Here is a 21797-nt window from a genome sequence, read left to right on the forward strand (position 1 = left end):
TTACTGTCCTCCCTTCAATACTTTTAACTGCACACCAGCCTGACGGATGGCTTCTTGAGCACCTACTAGCGCTGCTTTTTCACCTGACAAGACCACAACCAATTCTCCGACTGGAGTGCCATCGAGGATTTCAATATTCCCATAGAGGATATTGGCCGTTACTTGGTAACGCTTGTACAATTCATTCAAAAGTGGCTCGTCTGTCGAAGCCCCTGCATACTTGAGCTGCACTAAGATACTGTTCTCAGACAAGTGTTCTACGATTTCTTGCTTCTCAATCTTGACCATCGCTTCATCAATACCTGTAGCTGTTGAGATAAAGTCCTGGGTCAAAGGTTGTTTAGGATCTGAGAAGATTTCAAGAACACTACCCTCTTCAATCAAATGCCCATCCTGCATAACTGCCACACGGTTGGCAATATCTTTGACAATCTGCATTTCATGCGTAATCAAGACAACGGTCAATCCTAATTTTTGGTTCAAATCTTGCAACAAGGCCAAAATCTGCTTAGTTGTCTTAGGGTCGAGGGCAGACGTTGACTCGTCTGAAATCAAAATTTTTGGATCATTTGCCAAGGCACGCGCAATGGCCACACGCTGTTTTTGCCCTCCTGATAGTTGTGAAGGGTAGTTTTCAGCACGATCCGCCAAGCCAACCAAGTCTAACAACTTGGCTACTTTAGCTTTCTTTTCTTCCTTGCTGAGTCCAGAATGTTTAAGGGCAAAGGCCACATTCTCCTCGGCCGTTTTCTGGCTCATAAGATTAAAGTGTTGGAAAATCATCCCGATATCTTGACGTTTCCGACGTAACTGTTCCGCCGTCAAAGTGACCTTACCATCAAAAATCACATCGTCATCAATGGTAATTTTCCCTGCAGATGGTTTTTGCAAGAGGTTAATCACCCGTACAAGGGTTGATTTCCCTGCTCCAGAATATCCAACGATTCCGTAGATATCCCCTTCTTGGATGTGAATGGTCACATCCTTGACCGCTGTGATGGTTCTCTTCTTTTGGTGAAAAGTCACATCAATCTGATCTAACTTGATAATATCTCTACTCATAGCTTCTAATCAGCTCCTCTACTAATTCAATATGGGTGTAGTAATCGGCGATTCGCACATTTTCATCTCCACCATGGTCTCGGCTATTGGCATTTCCTAGACCGAAGGCCACCATTGGTACCTCTAGGGCATCAAAGACCGTATGCATAGGTCCTGTCCCCGCTGTTGTCGGCAAGACTGAAACGCCCTGTGGATAGAATTTCTTGGCCAACTCGATTACGTTGAGAATGGCTGGTGCGCTCATATCGCTTCGATAGCTCATCTCTCCCAAGGTATAGTATAATTCTACCTTATCAAAGCCATTTTTGTCTAGCTGTTTCCGAATTTTTTCCAGAACATCATGCGGTTCTAGGCCAGGAACCAAACGAACCTCTAGCTTAGCACTGGCTTCTGCTGGCAAAATCGTTTTAACCCCTTGCCCTTGATAACCTGACTGAATCCCTTCGATATTAAGGGCTGGCTCGAAAAAGAAACGTTTTAGAAAGGCTGCACGATCCTCTTGTAAGAGAGGCAATTCCAAGCCATAAATGCGACTGATTTCCTCAGGATTGCGTTGGGCATAGGTATCTACCAAGGCTAGTTCTCGTTCATTTGGCTCTTGAACATTCTCGTACAAGCCTTCTACCAAGATACGTCCATCAGCAGCTCGCAGACTACTTAAGGCCTGGATAAGATACCACGGCGCTGACTCCACGACACCACCATAACTCGAGTGAATATCCACATCCGCACTTTTTACCTTAGCATCAAAGGTTACAATTCCCTTGTTTCCGCCAGAGATTTCCAGCTGTTCCAAGGCGTTCTTGGTCCCTTGCTCCCAGACTAGCAAGTCCGCCCCACGAAGTTTGTCTGCGTGTTTCTCTAAATACTTATCTAGATCCATAGAAGCAGATTCCTCTGCCCCTTCCATGATAAAGCTGATATTGACAGGCAGGTCATCATGGTGCTGCATATACTTTCTCAGAGCACTCAAACGAGCCGTGATGTGGCCCTTGTCATCGTCAACCCCACGCCCATACATAAAGCCATTTCGCACAGAAAGGGTAAAAGGATTCTCTGTCCACACCTGGTCGCCATCTGCTGGCACGGTGTCATAGTGATTATAGAAAATCAAGGTCTTGGCATCCGGACGCGAACTCTTGAAATGCGCCATGACAAAAGGGGCCGTATAAGTCTCATCAATCTCTACTTCAGCCCCTACACGCTTGAAAATCTCACCCAGATAGTTTGCGACTTCCTTTAGTCCAACCTGCTGGGCAAAGACTGATTTCTTGGAAATTAAGGTGCGCAAGACTTCAAAATAATGTTGGGCCACATGATCCTTCTCAAATTTTTCAATCTGCTCTTGTTCGCTAGGAAAAACCATTTTCTCTCTCTTTCTACTACGTACTTGCGTCCTCAAAACGACCACAAGTGCCTCTTTAAAATCAACTCTATATAAAAAGCAAGAGGTGGAAACTCTCTCCCACCTCCCTGTGTCTTATTACCAAACTGGTTGGTCCAAACCGTCTGATGTTTCTTCGATAACTTTTTTCACTTCATCAGTGTGGTAAGCTGCGATAATTTTCTTGATGGCATCAGCCTTAGGTGATGATTCCCAATCTTTTTTCGCAACAATGATGTTGTACCATTGTTTTGAGTTTTCATCAGCTTGTTCTTTGAAGAGTGCTTTCTTGTAGTCCAATTTTGCTTCTGTAACGAAGGTATTGTTTACAACGGCAGCATCAACTGATGACAATGAACGAGCTGTTTGGCTAGCGTCTAATTCAGTAATCTTCAAGTTCTTTGGATTTTCTGTGATGTTAGCAACTGTTGCAAGGGCAGTTCCAGAAACATCCAATTTGATCAAACCAGCTGATTGAAGCAAGTAAAGTGCACGGCTTTCGTTTGTTGCATCGTTTGGTACGGCGATTTCACCGTTATCTGGGATTTCTTCCACTTTGGTGTACTTGTTTTCTTCCCCATTTTTACCTGAGTAAAGACGGATTGGTGAGATGTAGGTATCTGCAATCGCTACAAGGTCTTTCCCGTTTTCTTTGTTCCAGTTGTTCAAGAAGTTGTAGTGTTGGAAAGCATTCAAGTCTACTTCGCCATCAGCAGTTGCCTTGTTTGGTTGTGAATAGTCTGTGAACTCTGTGAATTCCAATTTAATACCATCTTTTTCAACCAATTCTTGGATTTTATCCCAACGTGCTTCTTCAGAACCGCTACGGTTAACTGTTGCAATTTTGACAACTGTTTCGTTGTCTGCTTTCTTTTCTGAATTTCCGCAAGCTGCAAGAGTCAAACCTGCGACTGTAGCAAGAGCTGCTACACCGAGCCATTTTTTAATTTTCATGATTCTATCTCCTTTAAAAATAATACCGTAATAGTATCTCATACTTTATTTGATTTAGCAAATTGTTATTAGATAGGCAGACGTATAGTTTGAAACTATATGCCTAAAAATTGAGAAATCATCCGCCTTTCTCAGACTGGATGATTTCATACGACTATTTAATATCAGCTTCTGCTGGGAGATAAGTGTCTCCGAAGAACTGTTTAGACAATTTTTCAAGAGTTCCGTCTTTGTAGAGTTCTTGGATACGTTTGTCTACAAATGATTTCAACTCATCTTGACCTTTAGCAAGAAGTGGGTAAACGTAAGGTTGTTGGTCGCTTGGAAGTTCAATGACTTTCAAGTTGTCCAAACCTTGGTTCTTGATAACTGTTTCAACACCAATTTTATCGAAGATCTTGTAGTCAAACTGACCATCGCTCAAACGAGACATGATTTGTTGGAAATCAGCCTTAGTGTAGTTAAGAACCGTTGGATTGTCAGCGTGTTGTTTGTTATAATCTTCTAGCTGTTTAGCTGATGTTGTCCCTTGAACGACCTCAGTAGACTTGCCTCCGATGTCATCAAGCGACTTGATGCTATCATCGTCTTTCTTCACAACGAGAACGTTAGGGTTTTTAGCAGTTGGAGCTGCATAAAGGTATTTTTCAGCACGTTCTTTGGTATAGCTGATATTGTTCACAGCCATTTGGTAACGGTCGCTATCAAGACCTGCAAAGACACCTGACCACTCTGTCTTTTCAAACTTGACATCGTATTTGTCAGAGTCTTTAAAGATAGCACGGACTACTTCAATCTCATAACCAGTCAACTCGCCATTTTCTTCGTAGTTAAATGGTTTTGGTGAAGCATTGGTTGCAACGATAATTTCTTTCTTACCAGATGCTGCTTCGCTAGTTGCAGTATCTTTTTTATCTCCACCTGAACAAGCTGCTAGTACACCTGCGGCAACAAGTCCTAGAGCAGCAAGAGATGAATATTTGACGATTTTTTTCATGTCGTTTCCTCCAAAATAGAATACTTTACTATCTTAACAGAAAATATTTTTTTTCGCCATTATATGATATCTATCTCGGTGATAGGTTTTTTTTATGGCTGACTAAAAGACCAGACGCAAGACTGCAATCAAGACCACTCCAAAGAGAACTGTAGCAACTAGATTGCGGTAGCGAAAGGCTACCCAAGCCGTTGGAAAGACTGCTAAAAAGTCCAGCCATTTGATCTGAGGAAGGCTGCCAACCTTGCCAGTCACTACGCTTGAAAGGATCAAGGCAAAGATAATGGAAACAGGCAAGAACTTCAAAAATCGCTCAACGATAGCTGGCAACCCCTTGTACTTAACCAAGATGAAGGGAATCATACGGGGAATCCAAGTCACTAGGCCTGAAAAGATAACGGCTAACAAAAGATATTTACTGACCATCTAAGACCACCCCCATGGTACAACCTAGCAAGGTCGCAAACAGAACAGCTAGCGACTGAGACACCACTGTCAAGAGCAAAAAGAAGGACACCGCAACAACGGCTAGGATCCGCAGCAGATTCCGTACAGGAACCCGTCTTTGCATAATCTGAAATTGCGAAGTAAAAATCCCGATAAACATTCCGACAAGGGCAAAGTCTAAGCCAAAGACCTCAGGATTTGGAAGAAGCCCACCTAAAGCCGTCCCCGCCACTGTCCCAATAAACCAGGCTACATAACTGTTGAGATTGTTCCCATGCATCCACATAGGATTGACCTTGTCTGTATGGGCTAATTCTCCCATCAAAACCCCGTAAGTCTCATCTGTCAAAAGGCTAGACATACCGATATTTTGCCAGAGACTAGTATGACGGAAATAAGTCGACGCATGCAAACTCAGCAAAAAGAGACGCAAGTTGATCAAAAAGACCGTCATAGCAATAGCTGCGACAGGTGCTTGTACCGCAATCAATGCCAACATGGCAAACTGGGCACTCCCAGCATAAACAAAGAGGCTCATCAAACCCATCTCAACAGGTGTCACATAGGGAGCGCCGATAATCCCACAAGCTAGACCGATACTAACATAGCCGAGGGCAGTCGGCATAGCTGCCTGAACACCTTCCCAAAATCCTTTTTCTTTCATCCTTCTCCTCATATTCTCTCCAATTGCGGCTGTTCGTCATCACAGCCACAGCACGGACTATTATAACACATTCATAAAAGAGAAAAAAGTTTAGAGTTTGAAACTTGGAGCTAGTAAACATTGTAAAAAATGTTACCTGTTTATGGATACATGAGAAATTGATCCACTCGGATAGTATACTTATCGGTTTCTGTGTCTGTAGCATATTTATTTTCTGTTGGATAGACATCAACCCAGAGTTCCCACTGTTGTCCTTTTAACTTGACCTTGTAGCGATAACCGTCATCATAGATGCCTACTGTCTCAGTTGTCATGGACTGGTAATCTGGGAGTTCTTCAAGCTCTTTTTTTACAGTCTGGGATAAGTTATCGAGGAATGCTTGCTGCTCAGCTTTTGAGGTAACGGGAAAATAAGCCGCTACTGTTTCCAAACGATGCGATTTTGAAAATGTAAAAGTCGCTCGGCCTGGATAGCCTTTCAAAGTAATCTGCTCATAGTGATAGAAAAGGCGACCTGTTTTATAGAAATACGGGTCTTCTGCACGCCAGGTATCGCGATAGGCCGTTTCCTTTTCTTCCTCCACCTCGCTTGCCTTTCCAAATCTTTCTTCAACAGATTTAGGAGACATACCGAACGAAAGGGATTCAAACAAGACCAGTTGTGTTTTTTTGATATTCTGGCAAGCTGATAAAAGCATGAGTAAAGCTCCAATAGCAAGCAAACTACTGATTATTTTTGTATTTTTCATATATCTACTATACAAAAAAACTCTATGATTGACAAACTTTGATAGAGTCGGATTCCGTGGTTGATTTTAAAATTACTTTTTCATTTAAGGTAACAAGGAATTGAGCAAGGACTATTATTAGATATTGGAGATAAAAGAAGACTGGGAAGCCAGCCTTATCGAAATTAAATCAAAGTTCCCTACTAAATGCTCTCACGAATATTCAAGAGCATGACAAATGCGGTTAGGAGTAATAGCAATAGAATAAAGCTGACCGATAGGACCCCAAAACTTGTAGCAATCATTACAAAAACGATTGTGAATAGACTTGGTAAAACAACCGTAATAGCACCAATAGAGGATTGAACCGCTCCCATTGACTCCTCAGGTATTTGTTTAAAGACGAGTTCTTGCAATCTAGGAGACAGTAACCCTGCGATGAAGGCATCCAAGGAGCTGAAAAGCAGAATCAAGCCAAAATGAACTGTGGCAAATCCTACTAAAAGGAGTAACTGGATGACAACTGAGGCATATAGAGCTGTTTTTATAGAAATCGTATTTTTCAGATAGCCACTTACAAGACTTCCAACAATAAGTGCTAACAATTCTAGTGTTGATAACAAAGCGAGAGATTGACCAGTTTGCAAATTCAAAAACGGTTGGTTTCTTAAAAAAAGAGTCGAAATAGGAACAGTGACATTGATCACAGCTTGGCTGATAGAGACGATAAATAAAATGAAGATTACTCTATCCATATTCCAGATCAATTTCGATGATTGGAACAAATGCTGGCAAAACGATTTTATAGAAAGACCTTCTTGATAGCTAATTGTTTTTTCAACTTTCAAAAGATCATTTTTTATGAGAAGAATACCTACAAATGCTATCAGAAACGTCAGAGCGTTTAGCAAAGAAATAAACTGAATGGAAAGAATTCCTAGTAAAATCCCTCCTAGAATATTACTGATTGTCCGAACTAAACTAACTGTGGATTGTTTAAAGCCAATGGCTTCTGTCAGATGTTCCTTCCCAATGATTCTTATAAAAATAGGAGTTAGCATGGCTCCTGAAAAGTAACTCAATGTATCCGACAAGAGATTCATTAAACAAATAAAGAATACGAGCCATAAGGAAAAGGACTGCCCTGAAAGCGAAAGTGCAACTATAGAATAAAGTACAAATTTGACAAAACTAATAACCGTATACTTTAGAACACGATTGTGTTGAAAGTCAGCCAAAACTCCCATAAAGATTTGCAGAACTTGAGGAACAGTCTCTGAAATCGTAATGAGTAAAATCGCCAAGGGGGCAAACGAAGCGTCTGCCACATAATTCAAAAAAGCAAGATAAAAAATCGTATCCCCAACCGTTGAAATCCACTGGTTGATGGTTAATTGCCTAAAATCTCTATTTTGAATAAATACTTTCATCGCAACTCCTTTTTGAGTTCAAATGGGAAGTTCTCCCCAAGGATAGACCGATATTGCTGAACACCTAAAATTACAGCAACGGTAAAATTTGACCAATGCCATTGTAGACTATGTGCAGTCCAATAGGCCAATAAATGGACTTTGTCACTCTAAATAAGACTGCAAATATGAGACCGCCACCCATATATACGAAAAAGTCTGTCAAGACCCAACCATGATTACTAATATGCAAGACCCCGAATAAAACAGCCGAACCGAGCACATCCAGTCCCCATTTCTTTCCTTTTTCCAGAGCGTTCATCACCAATCCACGATAAATCATCTCTTCAAAAATGGGACCTGCAATCACAGGATAAAAAAAATACATCAAAAATGCCGTTGCTCCTGTAAAAGTAGGAACATCCAGTTGATAAGCAATTTCATTTTTGGTAGGTGGGAAAAGATAAAATGTTACGAAATTCCAAACAACAAAAGCAAGAAGAGCTAAAAAGGAATAGAAAAGATAAGAACCTCTAAATTTTCGACTGTTAATTTTCTGCCATTTACCTGACCAAACCATAACAATAAAAGCAAGCAGAACCACAAGAAAATTCAACAGCATATCCGACAAATAATAGGCAAAGTCGGATAGAACCGCAGCAAGGTCGCTATGTAAAAGCAAACGAATCAAGAACTGGTCAGCAATGACAAGTAGAACAGCTATAAACAAGTAGTAGCGTGAGATTATCTTTTTCATTTTATTTTCTCCTATACTATGAAATAAAGACAGTATAACACGAAAACTGCCCTATTTTAGAAAATCGCATATTTGACATTTTTTCTTATAGGAATTTCAGATTTGCGATTGTTTGTTAGTCGATAAGGTCTTTGTATTGCTGTAAGCGTAATTCAAAAAGGGCTGTTAATTGGGGATTCTCTAATATTTGCAGAGATTGGATAAAGTGTTCAATCTCTTTTTGATTGCTTCCCTTGGTCTGAAGGAAAACACTCATTTTCTTTAAAAACTGCCACAATAATTTCTCAAAAACATCGTATGGGCGGAGCATACTCTCCAGCTCGGCTTCAAAGATTGGGATATAAGAAAAAAGTTTGCGCTCCATGAGCTCTGAGATGATATTTAACAGTCCTTGTTTCATATACAATCGATTGTGTACTAACTCTTTAAATTCCTTAGATTTTTCAAGTAAAGAGGTTGATAAAAAGATTAGATCTTGGTTGCTCAAGAAGGGCATGGTATTGCAAAAAATATAGAGTTCAAACCAGGTCCAAGACTCGATAGCATAGAGGTAAGTAGTTAAAAACTCGCTATCCTCCTCTTCTAACGGATAGTTTTTATCCAAGGAATGGATAGCATCTTTGATCACAATAGCATTCAAACAACGATAGGTCTGCGCTATCTGTTCCTGCTCGATTTCCTCCAACAGTTGCTCTAATCCTGCTATATCTTGATGAGCAAAGCGATCCACAACCCTTCTACCGATTCGCATATGTGGGGATTCCTGGTAATTATTAAGCTTGTGTCCAAACTCGTCGAAGGTCACATTTATCCCTTGTATAGCTAGGATCAACTTATCCGCAGACAACATAGACTGCCCTAGTTCAAACTTAGATAGCTGGGATGCTGTCAGGCCATCACATGCCACATCTGACTGCTTAAGCTTCCTAGCCAATCGCAATTCCTTGTAAAATTCTCCCAATTCCATTCTCTCAATCATCTTACCACCTCCTAGCTTTTGCATATTATATCATTATTTTCATAGTTCTATCAAAATATTCTGACACTTTAAAAAGTGAAAAAGCCAGCCTCAAGCTGACTCTTTATTCCATAGTATCAAAGGCGAGACTTGGTTTGGCATTTAGCTCCAAGCCTGCAAAGTTTTCTTTGTTCCACTCGCTAACACTAGCATAAGCAATCATACCCGCATTGTCTCCGCAAAGTCGCAGAGGAGGAATGATAACCTTGACGTCAGTGATTTCGGCTGCTAGGCGTTCTCTGAGGCCTTTATTGGCCGCCACACCACCTGCGACAACAAGGGTTTTAACAGGGTATTTATCTAAAGCCTTCTTGGTCTTAGCCATGAGAATATCCATGACAGCTGCTTGGAAGGAAGCGCACAAATCCTCTGTAGACAGGCTTTCTCCTTTTTGCTCGGCATTGTGGTGAAGATTTATAAAGGCAGACTTCAAACCAGAGAATGAAAACTCCAGATTGTCTTCCTTGATCATAGCACGTGGGAAATCATAAACATCCTGACCTTGATGGGCCAACTCGTCAATCTCGCGACCAGCTGGATAGGTCAAGCCCATGACACGTCCGACCTTGTCATAGGCCTCCCCAACCGCATCATCACGAGTTTCCCCAACAATCTTATAATCCCCAGCCTCAGAAACATAGACTAACTCTGTGTGCCCACCACTGACCAAGAGTGCCAACAAAGGAAACTCCAAAGGCTCCACACTCTGAGCTGCCATGAGGTGGCCAGCCATGTGATTAACGGGAATTAGAGGTAGTCCATGCGCCCAAGCAAAGGCCTTGGCAGCTGACAAACCAACTAGCAAAGCTCCAACTAATCCTGGCCCATAGGTAACGGCAACGGCTGTCACATCTTCTTCTGTAATTCCTGCTTCTGCTAGAGCCTCCTCGATACAGGCTGTAATGACCTCGACATGGTGACGACTGGCAACTTCTGGCACCACGCCTCCAAAACGTTTGTGACTCTCAATTTGACTAGCAATGACATTGGATAAGAGCTGGTCGTCGTTTTTCAGTACGGCGACACTGGTCTCATCGCAGGATGTCTCAAATGCTAAAATATATCTATCCTTCATCTACTTCTCTCTTCATGATAATGGCGTCCTCAGCTGGGTCATGGTAGTAGGCCTTTCTCTCAGCGATGACCGCCATCTTTTCTTTCTTGTAAAATGCTTGCGCTCGTTGGTTTGACTTTCTGACTTCGAGGAAAATTTCCTTATCTACCGGCAATTGAGCAAACAAAGCTGACGCAATCCCCTGACCCTGATAGGTTTGTTTGACAGCGATTTGTAGGACTTCTGCTTCAAAAAGATTCTCCTGAACAGCTAGAAAGCCAATCACTTCTGCCCCATCATAAGCTAGAGCGTACCAAGTCTGGTCTTGGGACAGGTCTGCTTGAATTTGTTCCAGCATCCAAGGGCTAACTGAGTAAACATCCGCCATGACAGCGTAGATGGCTTGAGCCAGGTCAGGCTGTCTTTGGATTCTTTTGATTTCTATCATAGGCGTTTAATGTAGGACTCGCCAGACTCGGTGTGGTTCTTGAGCCAATTTTCCTCGGCTTCGACACGCTTGAGGTAATTTGGTACAAAGTCGTGCAAGGAGTCTGCTTTCTTGTCCCAAGCCCACAAAGCTAGATTAGCTGCATTTGGCAAGGTTTCCTGGTAACTAGCTTGTGGTAGCTGTTCTTGGATTTGCTCCACAAAGGCTCCAACTTCTCCGACAAAAGTCACCTGGTCAGCATCCTTGACTTTTTCTAGCACTTCCGCAAAGGACAGATGTGCTTCTGCCATGACAGGTTTGGCATTTTCATAAAATCCTGCATAAACATTGTTACGGCGTGCATCCATGATAGGAACCACCAAGCCTTCTTGCTGACTTGGTACCAGAGACAAAAGACTCGACATACCAACTAACTCAATGTTCAGGGTATGAGCCAAGGTCTTGGCAGTCGCTACTGCAATTCGCAAACCTGTGTAGCTACCTGGTCCTTCAGCCACCACGATTCGATCCAAATCCTTTGGAGTCCAATCCAAACTTACCATCAAAAAATCAATGGCAGGCATGAGGGTAATACTGTGATTTTTCTTGATATTAATCGTCGTCTCGGCAAGAACCTGCTTGTCCTCTAAAATGGCTAGAGAAAGAGCCTTGCTGGACGTATCAAAAGCTAATACTTTCATAACACATTCCTATCTTTTTGTCTGTTTACTATTATACTACAAAAGCCAGCACATGGGAATTTTCTTTGTTTTAAAACAAAAGGAGCTTGCCACTTAGGACAAGCAATTCTGCACAAAAAATTCAAAAAAACGGTAGATTTTTTCTATCTTTTCCAATAGGAAAGTAAACAAGGGATTGAAAGGTTAGCCATAAGAAGTTTAGATAAAACATATATGCTTTGGATCGATATTTGATACGAAAGTTCATCGTAAACATAAGGATATCACCTGAAAATAGAAAAATCCGCCCCCTCTACCAAGACGAGGTGGATTTTCTGTATATCTAGAGGAATAATTGACTTTAGGCATTTAAACCAAAGTAGAAAACGAGCCAGACAACATAGGTGACCAGGAGGAGAAAAATTGAATAGAGCGTCACAAAAGCAAGCTTCCAAAGGAACTTTGTTTTGCGGTGTTCCAGATGCACAAACAGGGCATTCCCCCCATAGACACAAGCCACAAAGACTACAAACATCAAGAGGCGAACCCCTACTGCAAATTCAAACAAACTAAACATTCTTAATCCTCCTTTTGGTATTCCTATTTTTATATAAACTGTTGACAATGTTGGTCTATCAATGTTAAAATGTAATTCAACACTGGTTGGAAAATCAGGTTGAGTCGTTGACTCTTCGGGTTGCAGTGCTATCCCTGAAACTTTGGTTTCTAAAGAACTGAAATTGCGATTGAACAATTCGCCCCCAGTGTTTGACTGCTCTTGACTTCGGTCAGGAGCTTTTTGATGCCTTTAAAGTTGATTCCCTCAGTAAGTTATAGTAAAGTATAAATATCGAGAGGATAACGTAGGGCGACTGGTAACAGAGCGTTCAGTTGGTTATCTTCGTTAAAAGCGTAGATGATTTTTTGATTGGCAAATCTATCTAAATATTGTTGTGCTGACCGTTGCAAAGCATCCGCATACTTATTTAAAGTCCTTATGTCCGCATCTTCAGGGTATTTGTAACCACCACGCAACCGATAACTTGACTTCACTGACTTGTCAATGTTAAAATATAATTGAACATTGGTAGGAAAATCAGGTTGAGCCTTTGGCTCTTCAGGCTGTGGTGCTGTCCTTGAAGGTTCGCCTTCTAAATAACCGGAATTGCGATTGATTAGTTCGCCCCCAATGTTATTAGTAGGCTCTTGACTTTGGTCAAGGGCTTTTCCTTGCCTGTTCAGTAAGCACTCCACTCCATCTTGCTATTTCTACATCGTTATACTTATAGATTGACTTCTTAGCCTCATAGATGATAAAATAGGGTAAAGGTTGAGATTTGGTCTGACTTGGTGACAAGTCTTTCAAAGGTTGTGATTCAATCACTTCAGGTAATGGTGCTGCCCCTTGAGCTTGCTCAGAAAGATCCCTTAATTTTGTCTTAGCCTTTTTATTTGCTCTTGAGATTTCTCAAGAGCTTTTTCTTTTTTCAAAGATACCATCCTGTCCCAACCATCTACTCCAACGATTAATGAAACTAGAACTGTATTCTTCCTTAAATCCACTATCTCTTTATATTCCCCCTTTCATTATAACACCTAAGCGCTCTCTGACCAAATCCTACCTGTCTTTTTGCTCCTTCTTCCCCTCCCTACTTTCTCATTTTCCCTCTTTTACTAATTTTTCATTTTGTGGTATAATTGAAATAATTGTAACGAATCAAGGTCAATCTAGACAAAAAATGGAATGAAATCAAGCAAATCTCTGCTAAAAGTTTGGAATAAGCTGACCTGTAAATAGAAAGGAACTATATGATTTACAAAGTTTTTTATCAAGAAACAAAAGAACGTAGCCCACGTCGTGAAACAACACGCTCGCTTTACCTAGACATCGATGCCAACTCAGAACTTGAGGGACGTATCGCTGCTCGCCAACTTGTCGAAGAAAACCGCCCAGAGTACAATATCGAATTTATCGAACTCTTGTCTGACAAATTGCTAGATTACGAAAAAGAAACTGGCGCTTTCGAGATTACGGAGTTCTAATATGGCCTACACTCTTAAACCTGAAGAAGTCGGCGTTTTTGCCATCGGTGGTCTGGGAGAAATCGGGAAAAACACTTACGGAATTGAATACCAAGACGAGATTATTATCGTCGATGCTGGGATTAAATTCCCAGAAGATGACTTGCTGGGTATCGACTATGTCATTCCTGATTACTCTTACATCGTGGACAATATCGACCGCGTCAAGGCTGTCTTAATCACACACGGACACGAGGACCACATCGGTGGGATCCCTTTCCTGCTCAAGCAAGCAAACGTCCCTATCTATGCTGGACCACTTGCCCTGGCTTTGATCCGTGGAAAACTTGAAGAACACGGTCTCTTGCGCAACGCCAAACTTTACGAAATCAACCACAATACTGAGTTGACCTTTAAAAATCTCAAGGCAACTTTCTTTAGAACCACTCACTCTATTCCAGAGCCTTTGGGGATTGTCATTCATACTCCTCAAGGGAAAATCGTCTGTACGGGTGACTTTAAGTTTGACTTTACTCCAGTTGGGGAACCAGCGGACTTGCACCGTATGGCAGCCCTTGGTGAAGAAGGCGTGCTCTGTCTCCTCTCTGACTCGACAAATGCAGAAGTGCCAACCTTTACCAACTCTGAAAAAGTCGTTGGCCAGTCCATCATGAAGATCATTCAAGGTATTGAAGGACGCATCATCTTTGCATCCTTTGCTTCAAATATCTTCCGTCTCCAGCAAGCAACAGATGCCGCTGTTAAGACTGGACGCAAGATTGCGGTCTTTGGTCGTTCTATGGAAAAAGCCATTGTCAACGGTATCGAGCTTGGCTACATCAAAGCTCCTAAGGGAACCTTTATCGAGCCAAATGAAATCAAAGACTATCCTGCAGGCGAGGTTCTTATCCTCTGTACAGGTAGTCAGGGCGAGCCGATGGCAGCCCTCTCTCGTATCGCTAACGGAACCCACCGTCAGGTGCAACTTCAACCCGGCGATACCGTTATCTTCTCTTCTAGCCCAATCCCTGGAAACACGACTAGCGTCAACAAGCTGATTAACATCATTTCTGAAGCTGGTGTCGAAGTCATTCACGGGAAGATTAACAATATCCACACCTCTGGACACGGCGGTCAGCAAGAGCAAAAACTCATGCTCCGCTTGATTAAGCCGAAATACTTCATGCCTGTCCACGGTGAATATCGTATGCAGAAAGTCCACGCTGGACTAGCGGTGGATACAGGTGTCGAAAAGGACAATATCTTTATCATGAGCAATGGTGATGTGCTTGCCCTTACTGCTGACTCAGCTCGTATCGCAGGTCATTTCAATGCCCAAGACATCTATGTCGATGGAAATCGTATCGGTGAAATCGGCGCTGCTGTCCTCAAAGACCGTCGTGATCTATCCGAAGACGGTGTCGTTCTAGCAGTCGCAACTGTTGACTTCAAGTCTAAAATGATCTTGTCTGGTCCAGACATCCTCAGCCGAGGCTTTGTCTACATGCGAGAGTCTGGCGACTTGATTCGCCAAAGCCAGCGCATCCTCTTCAATGCAATTCGTATCGCATTAAAAAACAAGGATGCTAGTATCCAATCTGTCAATGGTGCTATTGTCAACGCCATTCGTCCTTTCCTCTATGAAAATACAGAACGTGAACCGATTATCATCCCGATGATCCTCACACCAGATGAAGAAGAATAAATCAACAAAACAGCCCCGTCTTCGGAGCTGTTTTTTCTATGCTTTCTTTTGAGATTGAAACTCAATAAAAATCGAAATCAGACTAGAAGGCTAGGCGAAAGCATAACTTGAGTTAGGTGAGCCGAAGCCGACGACGTATCATTTTGATTTTTGAAGAGTTTTAGAAATACTACGATTTTTACCTTCAAGATACACCATCAAAATAGAAATATCTGCTGGGTTTACTCCCGAAATACGGCTAGCTTGACCGATGGTTTCTGGATTGATAAGTTTGAACTTCTGACGGGCTTCTGTCGCAATCGAGTCAATATCATCCCAGTCGATATTGGCTGGAATGCGTTTTTCTTCCATTCGTTTCATCTTGGCAACCTGGTCCATGGCTTTGGAAATATAACCTTCGTACTTGATTTCTGTTTCAATCAATTCGATAATCTTGTCATCCAAGTTCTCTGCAGCTGGCCCGATGAAGGCCACCACATCTTGGTAAGAAACTTCTGGACGGCGAAGGAATTCCTTGGCTGTAACCGCATCTGTCAACGGCTTGAAGCCCATCTCCTCAACCTTAGCATTGGTTTCTTTGACTGGCTTGAGTTTGATACTGTCTAGGCGCTTCATCTCATTGTCAAATTGATTTTTCTTGATTTCAAAACGAGCCCAGCGTTCATCATCTACAAGTCCAATCTCGCGCCCCATCTCTGTCAAACGCATATCGGCATTATCATGACGGAGGATGAGACGGTATTCAGCACGGCTGGTCAAGAGACGATAGGGTTCAATAGTTCCCTTGGTCACCAAGTCATCAATCATGACCCCAATATAACCGTCGCTGCGCTTCAAAATCAACTCAGGTTTGCCTTGGATTTTCAGAGCCGCATTGATACCAGCGATAATCCCTTGACCAGCAGCTTCTTCGTAACCTGACGTTCCATTTGTCTGACCAGCTGTGAAAAGTCCTGAGATTTTCTTTGTTTCCAGAGTCGCACGCAACTGGTGAGGTAAGACCATGTCGTACTCAATGGCATAACCAGTACGCATCATTTCAGCATTTTCCAACCCTTTGATAGAATGAACCAAGTCACGTTGGACATCCTCTGGCAGACTGGTTGATAGGCCTTGAACATAAACTTCCTCTGTATTGCGCCCTTCTGGCTCAAGGAAAAGTTGGTGGCGTTCCTTGTCCGCAAAGCGCACAATCTTGTCCTCAATTGACGGACAGTAACGAGGTCCCACTCCCTTGACCACACCTGTAAACATAGGCGCACGATGGAGGTTATTTTGGATAATTTCATGACTGGTACCATTGGTATAGGTCAACCAGCATGGCACTTGATCCTTGACATAGTCCTCATCACGTGAAGTATATGAGAAGTGATTTGGTGCTTCATCTCCTGGCTGAATCTCTGTCACATCGTAGTTGATAGAGGAAGCCTTGACACGTGGAGGGGTTCCTGTCTTGAAACGACCGATTTCGAGGCCCAATTCCTTGAGATTATCAGCTAGGTTAATAGAAGCCAGACTGTGGTTAGGACCTGACGAATACTTGAGGTCTCCGATAATGATTTCCCCACGTAGGGCAGTCCCTGTCGTCACGATAACAGCCTTGGCAGCATACTCTTGATGGGTAGCTGTACGCACACCGACAACTTTGCCATCTTCCACCAAAATCTCATCAATCATGGTTTGACGAAGGGTCAGATTCTCTTGATTTTCAACTGTCTTGCGCATCTCCTTAGAGTAAAGTTCCTTGTCAGCCTGCGCACGAAGAGCACGGACAGCTGGACCCTTACCAGTGTTGAGCATCTTCATCTGGATGTAAGTCTTGTCAATGGTTTTGGCCATCTCGCCACCAAGGGCATCAACTTCACGCACGACAATCCCCTTGGCAGAACCACCGATCGAAGGGTTACAAGGCATGAAAGCCAGCATTTCAATGTTGATGGTCGCAAGCAAGACCTTACAGCCCATACGGCTGGCTGCTAGAGATGCTTCTACCCCCGCGTGCCCCGCACCAATTACAATAATATCGTATTCTTCCGTAAAATTATAAGTCATTTCTTAACCTTTCAAAAATTTCTCGCAAATAAGGAACTAACTTCTCCTCCTCTAGAGCTTGATCCATAGTAACCCATTTAAAGTGTGTATGCTCTTCAGGATCTAATCTGATAATTGGCTTCTCCCCAACCCACTCTGCTTTATAAACTAAGCGAGTAAAAACCGTATCCTTAGAGGTATCCAGTTGACTATCTTCGTGAAGAAGTTTGAGCGAACTGCTATCTAGCCTAACTCCCGCTTCTTCAATGCATTCTCTAAGAGCACCATCTCGCGGAAGTTCACCCTTTTCAACCCCGCCACCAGGAATATCCCAGTAAGTTGGATAAACGTTGGGTTCTCCTCTTTTAATTTCCGAACGCTGAATGAGTAAATAATCACCACCACTATGAACAAGTACATGGGCAATAAGCTTAACCATCATTTTCTCTCCTATTCCTCAAGATGAATGTGTCTTAGTTGGCCGTCCCAGTCTGGTAGAGCTGTTTTTAAAAAGGCTGGAACTAGATTAATCCCCTCAAGCCTATCCAAGTCAATCCACTTACAGGGCTGCCTTTTCTCATCTTCCTGCATGGTCAACGGGGCATCCTCCAGCAAGTCTACCAAATAATGAAATTCGATGTTGTGATAGGAAACACCGTCTTGTTCAAAACGATTCTCAACTACAAAGGCTAGTCGCCCAGCTTGAGCTTTGACACCTAGTTCTTCCCTCACTTCACGGACTACCGCGTCTTCCGTGCTTTCATTGACTTGAATCGCACCGCCAATAGTGTAATACTTGCCCTTATCTTTGGTAACTAGGAGCTTGCCATTTTGGAGAATTAAGGCTGTCGCTCGAACGCCAAAAACCGTATTTCCTGCTTTTGTCCGAAAGTCTGGTTGAGTCATTTTTATCCTTTCCCTTAAACGACACAAAAACAGTCAAAACTCCAAAGAAGTGCAGGACAAAAAGCCTGCAACATCCATGAGCTTTGACCATCATTTCTATTGCTTTTATTATTGTAGCAAATTGAGAAAATTTGTCAATCTAAATGTACTATAATTGGCGAATCGCTTCAAAAGCTCCTTTGTCAATCTCGACTGGGTCAGAGAAGGCATCCAGAACAATCCCTCTCACCGGAAACTCCCCTATCTCTTCCGCAACAGATAAACAGTCCGTAAGAGGTAATTGCAACCAGGAAAAACGGTCATAATAGTCCTTAGGAATATCTTGTTCAGTTAAGAAACAAGGATAGAAGTAGTCGTCTCCCTTTCGCAGAATATCCGGTTTTAGTCGTACCCCTTCTTGTTCATCACTCTCATCCAGAAGATTCGGATTGAAGGGGACCCAGACTTTAGCTTGTTTCAATTCCTTGAACAAGGATTCAATCGACTCTGTCGTTTTCTCTCTCAAATACTCTTTCTTATAGTCAGAGAGGCTCATTGTTTGCTCTTTTTTAGCCGTTTTTTTCTTAAAAAACTGAAACATTCTCTTTCCTCTTAGAAAATCTTAAATGTACTGACAAACTTGTCCATCTCGATAAGCATTGTCAATCAGGCCACCACCTAGGCACTCTTCGCCATCGTAAAAGACAACTGCCTGTCCTGGTGTGATGGCGCGTTGCGGTTCCGCAAAGATAACTTCTGCCTTATCTCCTTTGACATGTACTGTCACCTTAGAATCAGGCTGACGGTAGCGGAATTTAGCCGTACATTCTAGTGTAAATTCCTCTGGCATCTCACGAGTAAAGTGAACTTGACTGGCCTCTAGGCTTGTTGACATGAGCGAATCATGATAGAAACCTTGGCCGACATAGAGGATATTCTTGCTTAGGTCTTTTCCGACAACGAACCAAGGGGCATTGTCACCACCGTGTTGCCCACCGATACCGAGACCGCCACGCTGACCAATCGTATAGTACATCAGACCTGCATGCTCACCCATATCGCGACCATCCACAGTCATCATGCGACCAGGCTGGGCTGGCAGATAGTTGCTGAGAAAGTTTTTAAAGTTCTTTTCTCCGATAAAGCAAATCCCTGTCGAGTCTTTCTTCTTAGCAGTCGCAAGTCCTGCTTCTTCTGCTAGTTTTCGTACTTCAGGCTTTTCCAAATGCCCCAGTGGGAACATGGTTTTTTGGAGTTGTTCTTGCGAAAGTTGACTGAGGAAATAGGTCTGGTCCTTGCCATTGTCCACGCCACGAAGCATGTGAACGATGCCATCCTCATCACGCGCCACTCGAGCATAATGCCCAGTCGCTACATAGTCTGCACCCAAGGTCATAGCATAATCCAAAAAGGCCTTGAACTTGATTTCCTTGTTACACATAACGTCTGGATTTGGCGTGCGTCCTGCACGGTATTCCGCTAGGAAATACTCAAAAACGCGGTCCCAGTACTCTTTTTCAAAATTGACAGAGTAGTAAGGAATGCCGATCTGGTCTGCCACCGCAGCCACATCCTTGTAATCTTCGGTCGCCGTACAGACGCCGTTTTCATCTGTGTCATCCCAGTTCTTCATGAAGATACCGATCACATCGTAGCCCTGCTCCTTGAGCAAGAGAGCCGTCACTGACGAATCAACACCACCACTCATCCCCACGACAACACGTGTTTTAGAGTTATCACTCATGGTAAGTCTCCCATCTATTCGTTTATTCATACCCTCAAAATTCTATTTACTAAGACTTTCAATAGAATTTCTTCGAGTATAGTCTTTTCGTTTGCTTTTAGGAGTAAAATGGTCTGGGAGACCATTTTAGCCTATCATCTTAAAATGAAAATATGATAGGCAACGAGTCGCAGGCATAACTTGAGTTCGCTCAATCAGTCTGGGAGATTGATTGAGGTTATAAATCAGACAAGCTCAGCTTGCATCTCATTGCGAGTTAACGACGTAATAAAAGATAAACGAAATGACGAGTTCACGATTGAAGGTCGTGTGTGCTTCAACGATTGAAGGTCGCTTGAGCAGTATTCATTATAACACGCTTGGTTGGAGAAGACAAGAAAGAGGCTGATAAATCATCTCAACCTCTCTTTCTTACTTTGCAAACGAATCAATTTTCCCCTTTAAGTTCTTTCTTCGCTTGTTCTATCTGGTATTTCACTTGCTCAAAGCCAGTTCCTCCTAAGGAATTCCGTCTCTGAACAGCAGTTTCTGGACGCAAGTAGATATAAATATCCTCTTCAATCAAGGGATGGTAGGCTTGCAACTCCTCCAAATCCCAATCTTGGATGTTTTTACCATGCTTGATAGAGTCTAGAACCAATTTCCCTACTATTTCATGCGCTTCTCTAAAAGGGAGTCCTTTTTCAGCCAAATAATCTGCCAGTTCGGTCGCATTCGAAAAATCATTCTCTGTAGATTGCTGCATTTTGGCCTTATTAACCTGCATGCTCGATAGCATGCCTGCCAACACATCCAGAGAATTTAAAATCGTTTCTACTGTATCAAACATGCCTTCCTTGTCCTCTTGCAAATCCTTATTATAGGCCAGAGGCAAAGACTTCATGACGGTCAATAGCCCAAGCAAGTGCCCGTAAACCCGTCCTGTCTTCCCTCGAATCAATTCGGCCATATCAGGATTTTTCTTCTGGGGCATGATAGACGAACCCGTTGAAAAGCTATCAGACAAGCTGATGTACTGATACTCAAAACTGCACCAATTGATGATTTCCTCACAAAAACGACTCATATGCATCATCAAAATGCTGGCATTTGACAGAAATTCTAAGATAAAATCGCGGTCACTAACAGCATCCAAAGAATTTGTATAAGGTTGCTTAAACTTCAACAAATCGCTAGACAATTGGCGATCAATAGGGAAAGTCGTCCCCGCCAAAGCAGTCGCACCCAGGGGAGATAGGTCCGTATGTTTCAAGTTAAATGCAAATCGCTCGCTATCCCTTTGAAACATATTGTAATAAGCCATGAGATGGTGGGCAAAGCTAATCGGTTGGGCGTGCTGCAAATGAGTATAGCCTGGCATGATAGTTTCCACATGTTTTTCAGCCAAATCCAGCAAAACACTGTTCAGATTCGCCAACTTATCCAAGACATGGCCAAGTTGCTCCTTTAGATATAAGTGCATATCCGTTGCGACTTGGTCATTCCGAGAACGAGCCGTGTGCAATTTCCCAGCCAGAGGACCGATTTTCTCTGTCAGCAACACTTCCATATTCATATGAATATCTTCATTTGCAATATCAAAATGAAGCTCTCCTGCCTCTAAATCTCGCAACAAAGCTTTCAGACCATCTTGGATCTGCTCTGCCTCTTCCAAGCTCAAAATGCCAGTCTGTCCTAGCATTTGAACATGAGCTAGGGAGCCCATCAAATCAAATTTTGCCAGCTGGTGGTCAAAGGAAATACTCGCACCGAACTGTTCTACCCACTCTTCCACAGTACCTTCAAATCGACCACCCCATAATTTTGTATTTTTCGGCATATCCTGTCGT

23 protein-coding genes are annotated in these 21797 nt (G+C 42.7%); 2 read left to right on the forward strand and 21 right to left on the reverse strand.

Translation table 11 applies throughout. The annotated features are described in order from the left end of the window. The 15 genes from MP387_RS08485 to MP387_RS08555 all read right to left on the reverse strand — a co-directional run bounded on the left by MP387_RS08485 (nt 1) and on the right by MP387_RS08555 (nt 12835). A complete protein-coding gene (locus MP387_RS08485) occupies nt 1–1062 on the reverse strand; it encodes a methionine ABC transporter ATP-binding protein (protein WP_242746326.1) in 1062 nt (353 codons plus the stop codon). After that, nucleotides 1055–2428, reverse strand: coding sequence for a M20 family metallopeptidase (locus MP387_RS08490; RefSeq protein ID WP_242746328.1), 1374 nt, complete (start codon nt 2426–2428; stop codon nt 1055–1057). Before MP387_RS08490 ends, MP387_RS08485 begins: the two co-directional genes overlap by 8 nt. Before the next feature lie 117 nt (nt 2429–2545). Continuing rightward, nucleotides 2546–3400: a MetQ/NlpA family ABC transporter substrate-binding protein gene (locus MP387_RS08495; protein WP_000694533.1), complete on the reverse strand. Its 855-nt coding sequence runs from the start codon at nt 3398–3400 to the stop codon at nt 2546–2548. A gap of 154 nt (nt 3401–3554) precedes the next feature. After that, nucleotides 3555–4397 (reverse strand): amino acid ABC transporter substrate-binding protein, encoded by an 843-nt coding sequence (locus MP387_RS08500; RefSeq protein ID WP_000724967.1) that lies wholly within the window; start codon nt 4395–4397, stop codon nt 3555–3557. A gap of 102 nt (nt 4398–4499) precedes the next feature. Then, on the reverse strand, nt 4500–4823 hold the full coding sequence (locus MP387_RS08505) for an AzlD domain-containing protein (RefSeq protein ID WP_242746330.1): 324 nt from the start codon (nt 4821–4823) through the stop codon (nt 4500–4502). Beyond that, nucleotides 4813–5508 (reverse strand): AzlC family ABC transporter permease, encoded by a 696-nt coding sequence (locus MP387_RS08510; protein ID WP_242746332.1) that lies wholly within the window; start codon nt 5506–5508, stop codon nt 4813–4815. The genes MP387_RS08505 and MP387_RS08510 overlap by 11 nt, the downstream gene beginning before the upstream one ends. A gap of 140 nt (nt 5509–5648) precedes the next feature. Continuing rightward, nucleotides 5649–6257 (reverse strand): hypothetical protein, encoded by a 609-nt coding sequence (locus MP387_RS08515; RefSeq protein WP_242746334.1) that lies wholly within the window; start codon nt 6255–6257, stop codon nt 5649–5651. Between the two features lie 182 nt (nt 6258–6439). Continuing rightward, on the reverse strand, nt 6440–7666 hold the full coding sequence (locus tag MP387_RS08520; RefSeq protein ID WP_242746337.1) for an MFS transporter: 1227 nt from the start codon (nt 7664–7666) through the stop codon (nt 6440–6442). Between the two features lie 70 nt (nt 7667–7736). Next, a complete protein-coding gene (locus tag MP387_RS08525; protein WP_242746339.1) occupies nt 7737–8402 on the reverse strand; it encodes a CPBP family intramembrane glutamic endopeptidase in 666 nt (221 codons plus the stop codon). A 115-nt stretch (nt 8403–8517) separates the two neighbouring features. Beyond that, nucleotides 8518–9381 (reverse strand): XRE/MutR family transcriptional regulator, encoded by an 864-nt coding sequence (locus MP387_RS08530; RefSeq protein WP_242746341.1) that lies wholly within the window; start codon nt 9379–9381, stop codon nt 8518–8520. Nucleotides 9382–9484: 103 nt separating this feature from the next. Continuing rightward, the gene (tsaD, locus tag MP387_RS08535) at nt 9485–10495 is read right to left on the reverse strand and encodes a tRNA (adenosine(37)-N6)-threonylcarbamoyltransferase complex transferase subunit TsaD (RefSeq protein WP_242746343.1); all 1011 of its coding nucleotides are present in this window, start codon (nt 10493–10495) and stop codon (nt 9485–9487) included. Next, nucleotides 10485–10922, reverse strand: coding sequence for a ribosomal protein S18-alanine N-acetyltransferase (rimI, locus tag MP387_RS08540; protein WP_242746346.1), 438 nt, complete (start codon nt 10920–10922; stop codon nt 10485–10487). Before rimI ends, tsaD begins: the two co-directional genes overlap by 11 nt. Further along, the gene (tsaB, locus tag MP387_RS08545; protein WP_242746355.1) at nt 10919–11602 is read right to left on the reverse strand and encodes a tRNA (adenosine(37)-N6)-threonylcarbamoyltransferase complex dimerization subunit type 1 TsaB; all 684 of its coding nucleotides are present in this window, start codon (nt 11600–11602) and stop codon (nt 10919–10921) included. Before tsaB ends, rimI begins: the two co-directional genes overlap by 4 nt. Nucleotides 11603–11942: 340 nt before the next feature. After that, a complete protein-coding gene (locus MP387_RS08550) occupies nt 11943–12158 on the reverse strand; it encodes a hypothetical protein (RefSeq protein ID WP_000492029.1) in 216 nt (71 codons plus the stop codon). A gap of 254 nt (nt 12159–12412) precedes the next feature. Continuing rightward, nucleotides 12413–12835, reverse strand: a complete 423-nt coding sequence (locus MP387_RS08555; protein ID WP_242746357.1) for a hypothetical protein — start codon at nt 12833–12835, stop codon at nt 12413–12415. A 555-nt stretch (nt 12836–13390) separates the two neighbouring features. Between MP387_RS08555 and MP387_RS08560 the strand changes: the two genes are divergently transcribed. After that, complete coding sequence (locus MP387_RS08560) at nt 13391–13624, forward strand: DNA-dependent RNA polymerase subunit epsilon (protein ID WP_000639581.1); 234 nt, start codon at nt 13391–13393, stop codon at nt 13622–13624. Nucleotide 13625: 1 nt separating this feature from the next. After that, nucleotides 13626–15308 carry a ribonuclease J1 gene (gene rnjA / locus MP387_RS08565; RefSeq protein ID WP_061428200.1) on the forward strand — a complete coding sequence of 561 codons (1683 nt, stop codon included), beginning with the start codon at nt 13626–13628 and terminating at the stop codon, nt 15306–15308. Nucleotides 15309–15446: 138 nt separating this feature from the next. On the opposite strand, the gene mnmG is transcribed toward rnjA, so the two are convergent. The 6 genes from mnmG to argH form a co-directional block, all read right to left on the reverse strand. Then, nucleotides 15447–17360, reverse strand: coding sequence for a tRNA uridine-5-carboxymethylaminomethyl(34) synthesis enzyme MnmG (mnmG, locus tag MP387_RS08570; RefSeq protein WP_242746361.1), 1914 nt, complete (start codon nt 17358–17360; stop codon nt 15447–15449). Further along, complete coding sequence (locus MP387_RS08575) at nt 17350–17781, reverse strand: NUDIX hydrolase (RefSeq protein ID WP_000989471.1); 432 nt, start codon at nt 17779–17781, stop codon at nt 17350–17352. Before MP387_RS08575 ends, mnmG begins: the two co-directional genes overlap by 11 nt. A gap of 8 nt (nt 17782–17789) precedes the next feature. Beyond that, entirely contained in the window at nt 17790–18245 is a 456-nt protein-coding gene (locus MP387_RS08580) for an NUDIX hydrolase (protein ID WP_242746373.1), read from the reverse strand. A 148-nt stretch (nt 18246–18393) separates the two neighbouring features. Then, nucleotides 18394–18825: an SseB family protein gene (locus MP387_RS08585; protein ID WP_242746376.1), complete on the reverse strand. Its 432-nt coding sequence runs from the start codon at nt 18823–18825 to the stop codon at nt 18394–18396. Nucleotides 18826–18846: 21 nt separating this feature from the next. Continuing rightward, a complete protein-coding gene (mnmA, locus tag MP387_RS08590; RefSeq protein ID WP_001282939.1) occupies nt 18847–19968 on the reverse strand; it encodes a tRNA 2-thiouridine(34) synthase MnmA in 1122 nt (373 codons plus the stop codon). 427 nt (nt 19969–20395) lie between these two features. Next, nucleotides 20396–21787, reverse strand: coding sequence for an argininosuccinate lyase (gene argH, locus MP387_RS08595; protein WP_242746379.1), 1392 nt, complete (start codon nt 21785–21787; stop codon nt 20396–20398). Nucleotides 21788–21797 lie beyond the last annotated feature (10 nt).

The sequence above is a fragment of the Streptococcus oralis genome, from assembly GCF_022749195.1.
GTDB lineage: Bacteria > Bacillota > Bacilli > Lactobacillales > Streptococcaceae > Streptococcus > Streptococcus oralis_CI.

What these genes read in the sequence shown, in the direction of transcription:
- MP387_RS08515 (WP_242746334.1), bottom strand. Translation starts at nt 6,257, where the DNA reads ATGAAAAATACAAAAATAATCAGTAGTTTGCTTGCTATTGGAGCTTTA.
- MP387_RS08505 (WP_242746330.1), bottom strand. Translation starts at nt 4,823, where the DNA reads ATGGTCAGTAAATATCTTTTGTTAGCCGTTATCTTTTCAGGCCTAGTG.
- MP387_RS08530 (WP_242746341.1), bottom strand. Translation starts at nt 9,381, where the DNA reads ATGATTGAGAGAATGGAATTGGGAGAATTTTACAAGGAATTGCGATTG.
- tsaB (WP_242746355.1), bottom strand. Translation starts at nt 11,602, where the DNA reads ATGAAAGTATTAGCTTTTGATACGTCCAGCAAGGCTCTTTCTCTAGCC.
- MP387_RS08560 (WP_000639581.1), top strand. Translation starts at nt 13,391, where the DNA reads ATGATTTACAAAGTTTTTTATCAAGAAACAAAAGAACGTAGCCCACGT.
- MP387_RS08495 (WP_000694533.1), bottom strand. Translation starts at nt 3,400, where the DNA reads ATGAAAATTAAAAAATGGCTCGGTGTAGCAGCTCTTGCTACAGTCGCA.
- MP387_RS08525 (WP_242746339.1), bottom strand. Translation starts at nt 8,402, where the DNA reads ATGAAAAAGATAATCTCACGCTACTACTTGTTTATAGCTGTTCTACTT.
- MP387_RS08485 (WP_242746326.1), bottom strand. Translation starts at nt 1,062, where the DNA reads ATGAGTAGAGATATTATCAAGTTAGATCAGATTGATGTGACTTTTCAC.
- mnmG (WP_242746361.1), bottom strand. Translation starts at nt 17,360, where the DNA reads ATGACTTATAATTTTACGGAAGAATACGATATTATTGTAATTGGTGCG.
- mnmA (WP_001282939.1), bottom strand. Translation starts at nt 19,968, where the DNA reads ATGAGTGATAACTCTAAAACACGTGTTGTCGTGGGGATGAGTGGTGGT.
- rnjA (WP_061428200.1), top strand. Translation starts at nt 13,626, where the DNA reads ATGGCCTACACTCTTAAACCTGAAGAAGTCGGCGTTTTTGCCATCGGT.
- MP387_RS08550 (WP_000492029.1), bottom strand. Translation starts at nt 12,158, where the DNA reads ATGTTTAGTTTGTTTGAATTTGCAGTAGGGGTTCGCCTCTTGATGTTT.
- MP387_RS08580 (WP_242746373.1), bottom strand. Translation starts at nt 18,245, where the DNA reads ATGACTCAACCAGACTTTCGGACAAAAGCAGGAAATACGGTTTTTGGC.
- argH (WP_242746379.1), bottom strand. Translation starts at nt 21,787, where the DNA reads ATGCCGAAAAATACAAAATTATGGGGTGGTCGATTTGAAGGTACTGTG.
- tsaD (WP_242746343.1), bottom strand. Translation starts at nt 10,495, where the DNA reads ATGAAGGATAGATATATTTTAGCATTTGAGACATCCTGCGATGAGACC.
- MP387_RS08575 (WP_000989471.1), bottom strand. Translation starts at nt 17,781, where the DNA reads ATGATGGTTAAGCTTATTGCCCATGTACTTGTTCATAGTGGTGGTGAT.
- MP387_RS08500 (WP_000724967.1), bottom strand. Translation starts at nt 4,397, where the DNA reads ATGAAAAAAATCGTCAAATATTCATCTCTTGCTGCTCTAGGACTTGTT.
- MP387_RS08585 (WP_242746376.1), bottom strand. Translation starts at nt 18,825, where the DNA reads ATGTTTCAGTTTTTTAAGAAAAAAACGGCTAAAAAAGAGCAAACAATG.
- rimI (WP_242746346.1), bottom strand. Translation starts at nt 10,922, where the DNA reads ATGATAGAAATCAAAAGAATCCAAAGACAGCCTGACCTGGCTCAAGCC.
- MP387_RS08520 (WP_242746337.1), bottom strand. Translation starts at nt 7,666, where the DNA reads ATGAAAGTATTTATTCAAAATAGAGATTTTAGGCAATTAACCATCAAC.
- MP387_RS08490 (WP_242746328.1), bottom strand. Translation starts at nt 2,428, where the DNA reads ATGGTTTTTCCTAGCGAACAAGAGCAGATTGAAAAATTTGAGAAGGAT.
- MP387_RS08510 (WP_242746332.1), bottom strand. Translation starts at nt 5,508, where the DNA reads ATGAAAGAAAAAGGATTTTGGGAAGGTGTTCAGGCAGCTATGCCGACT.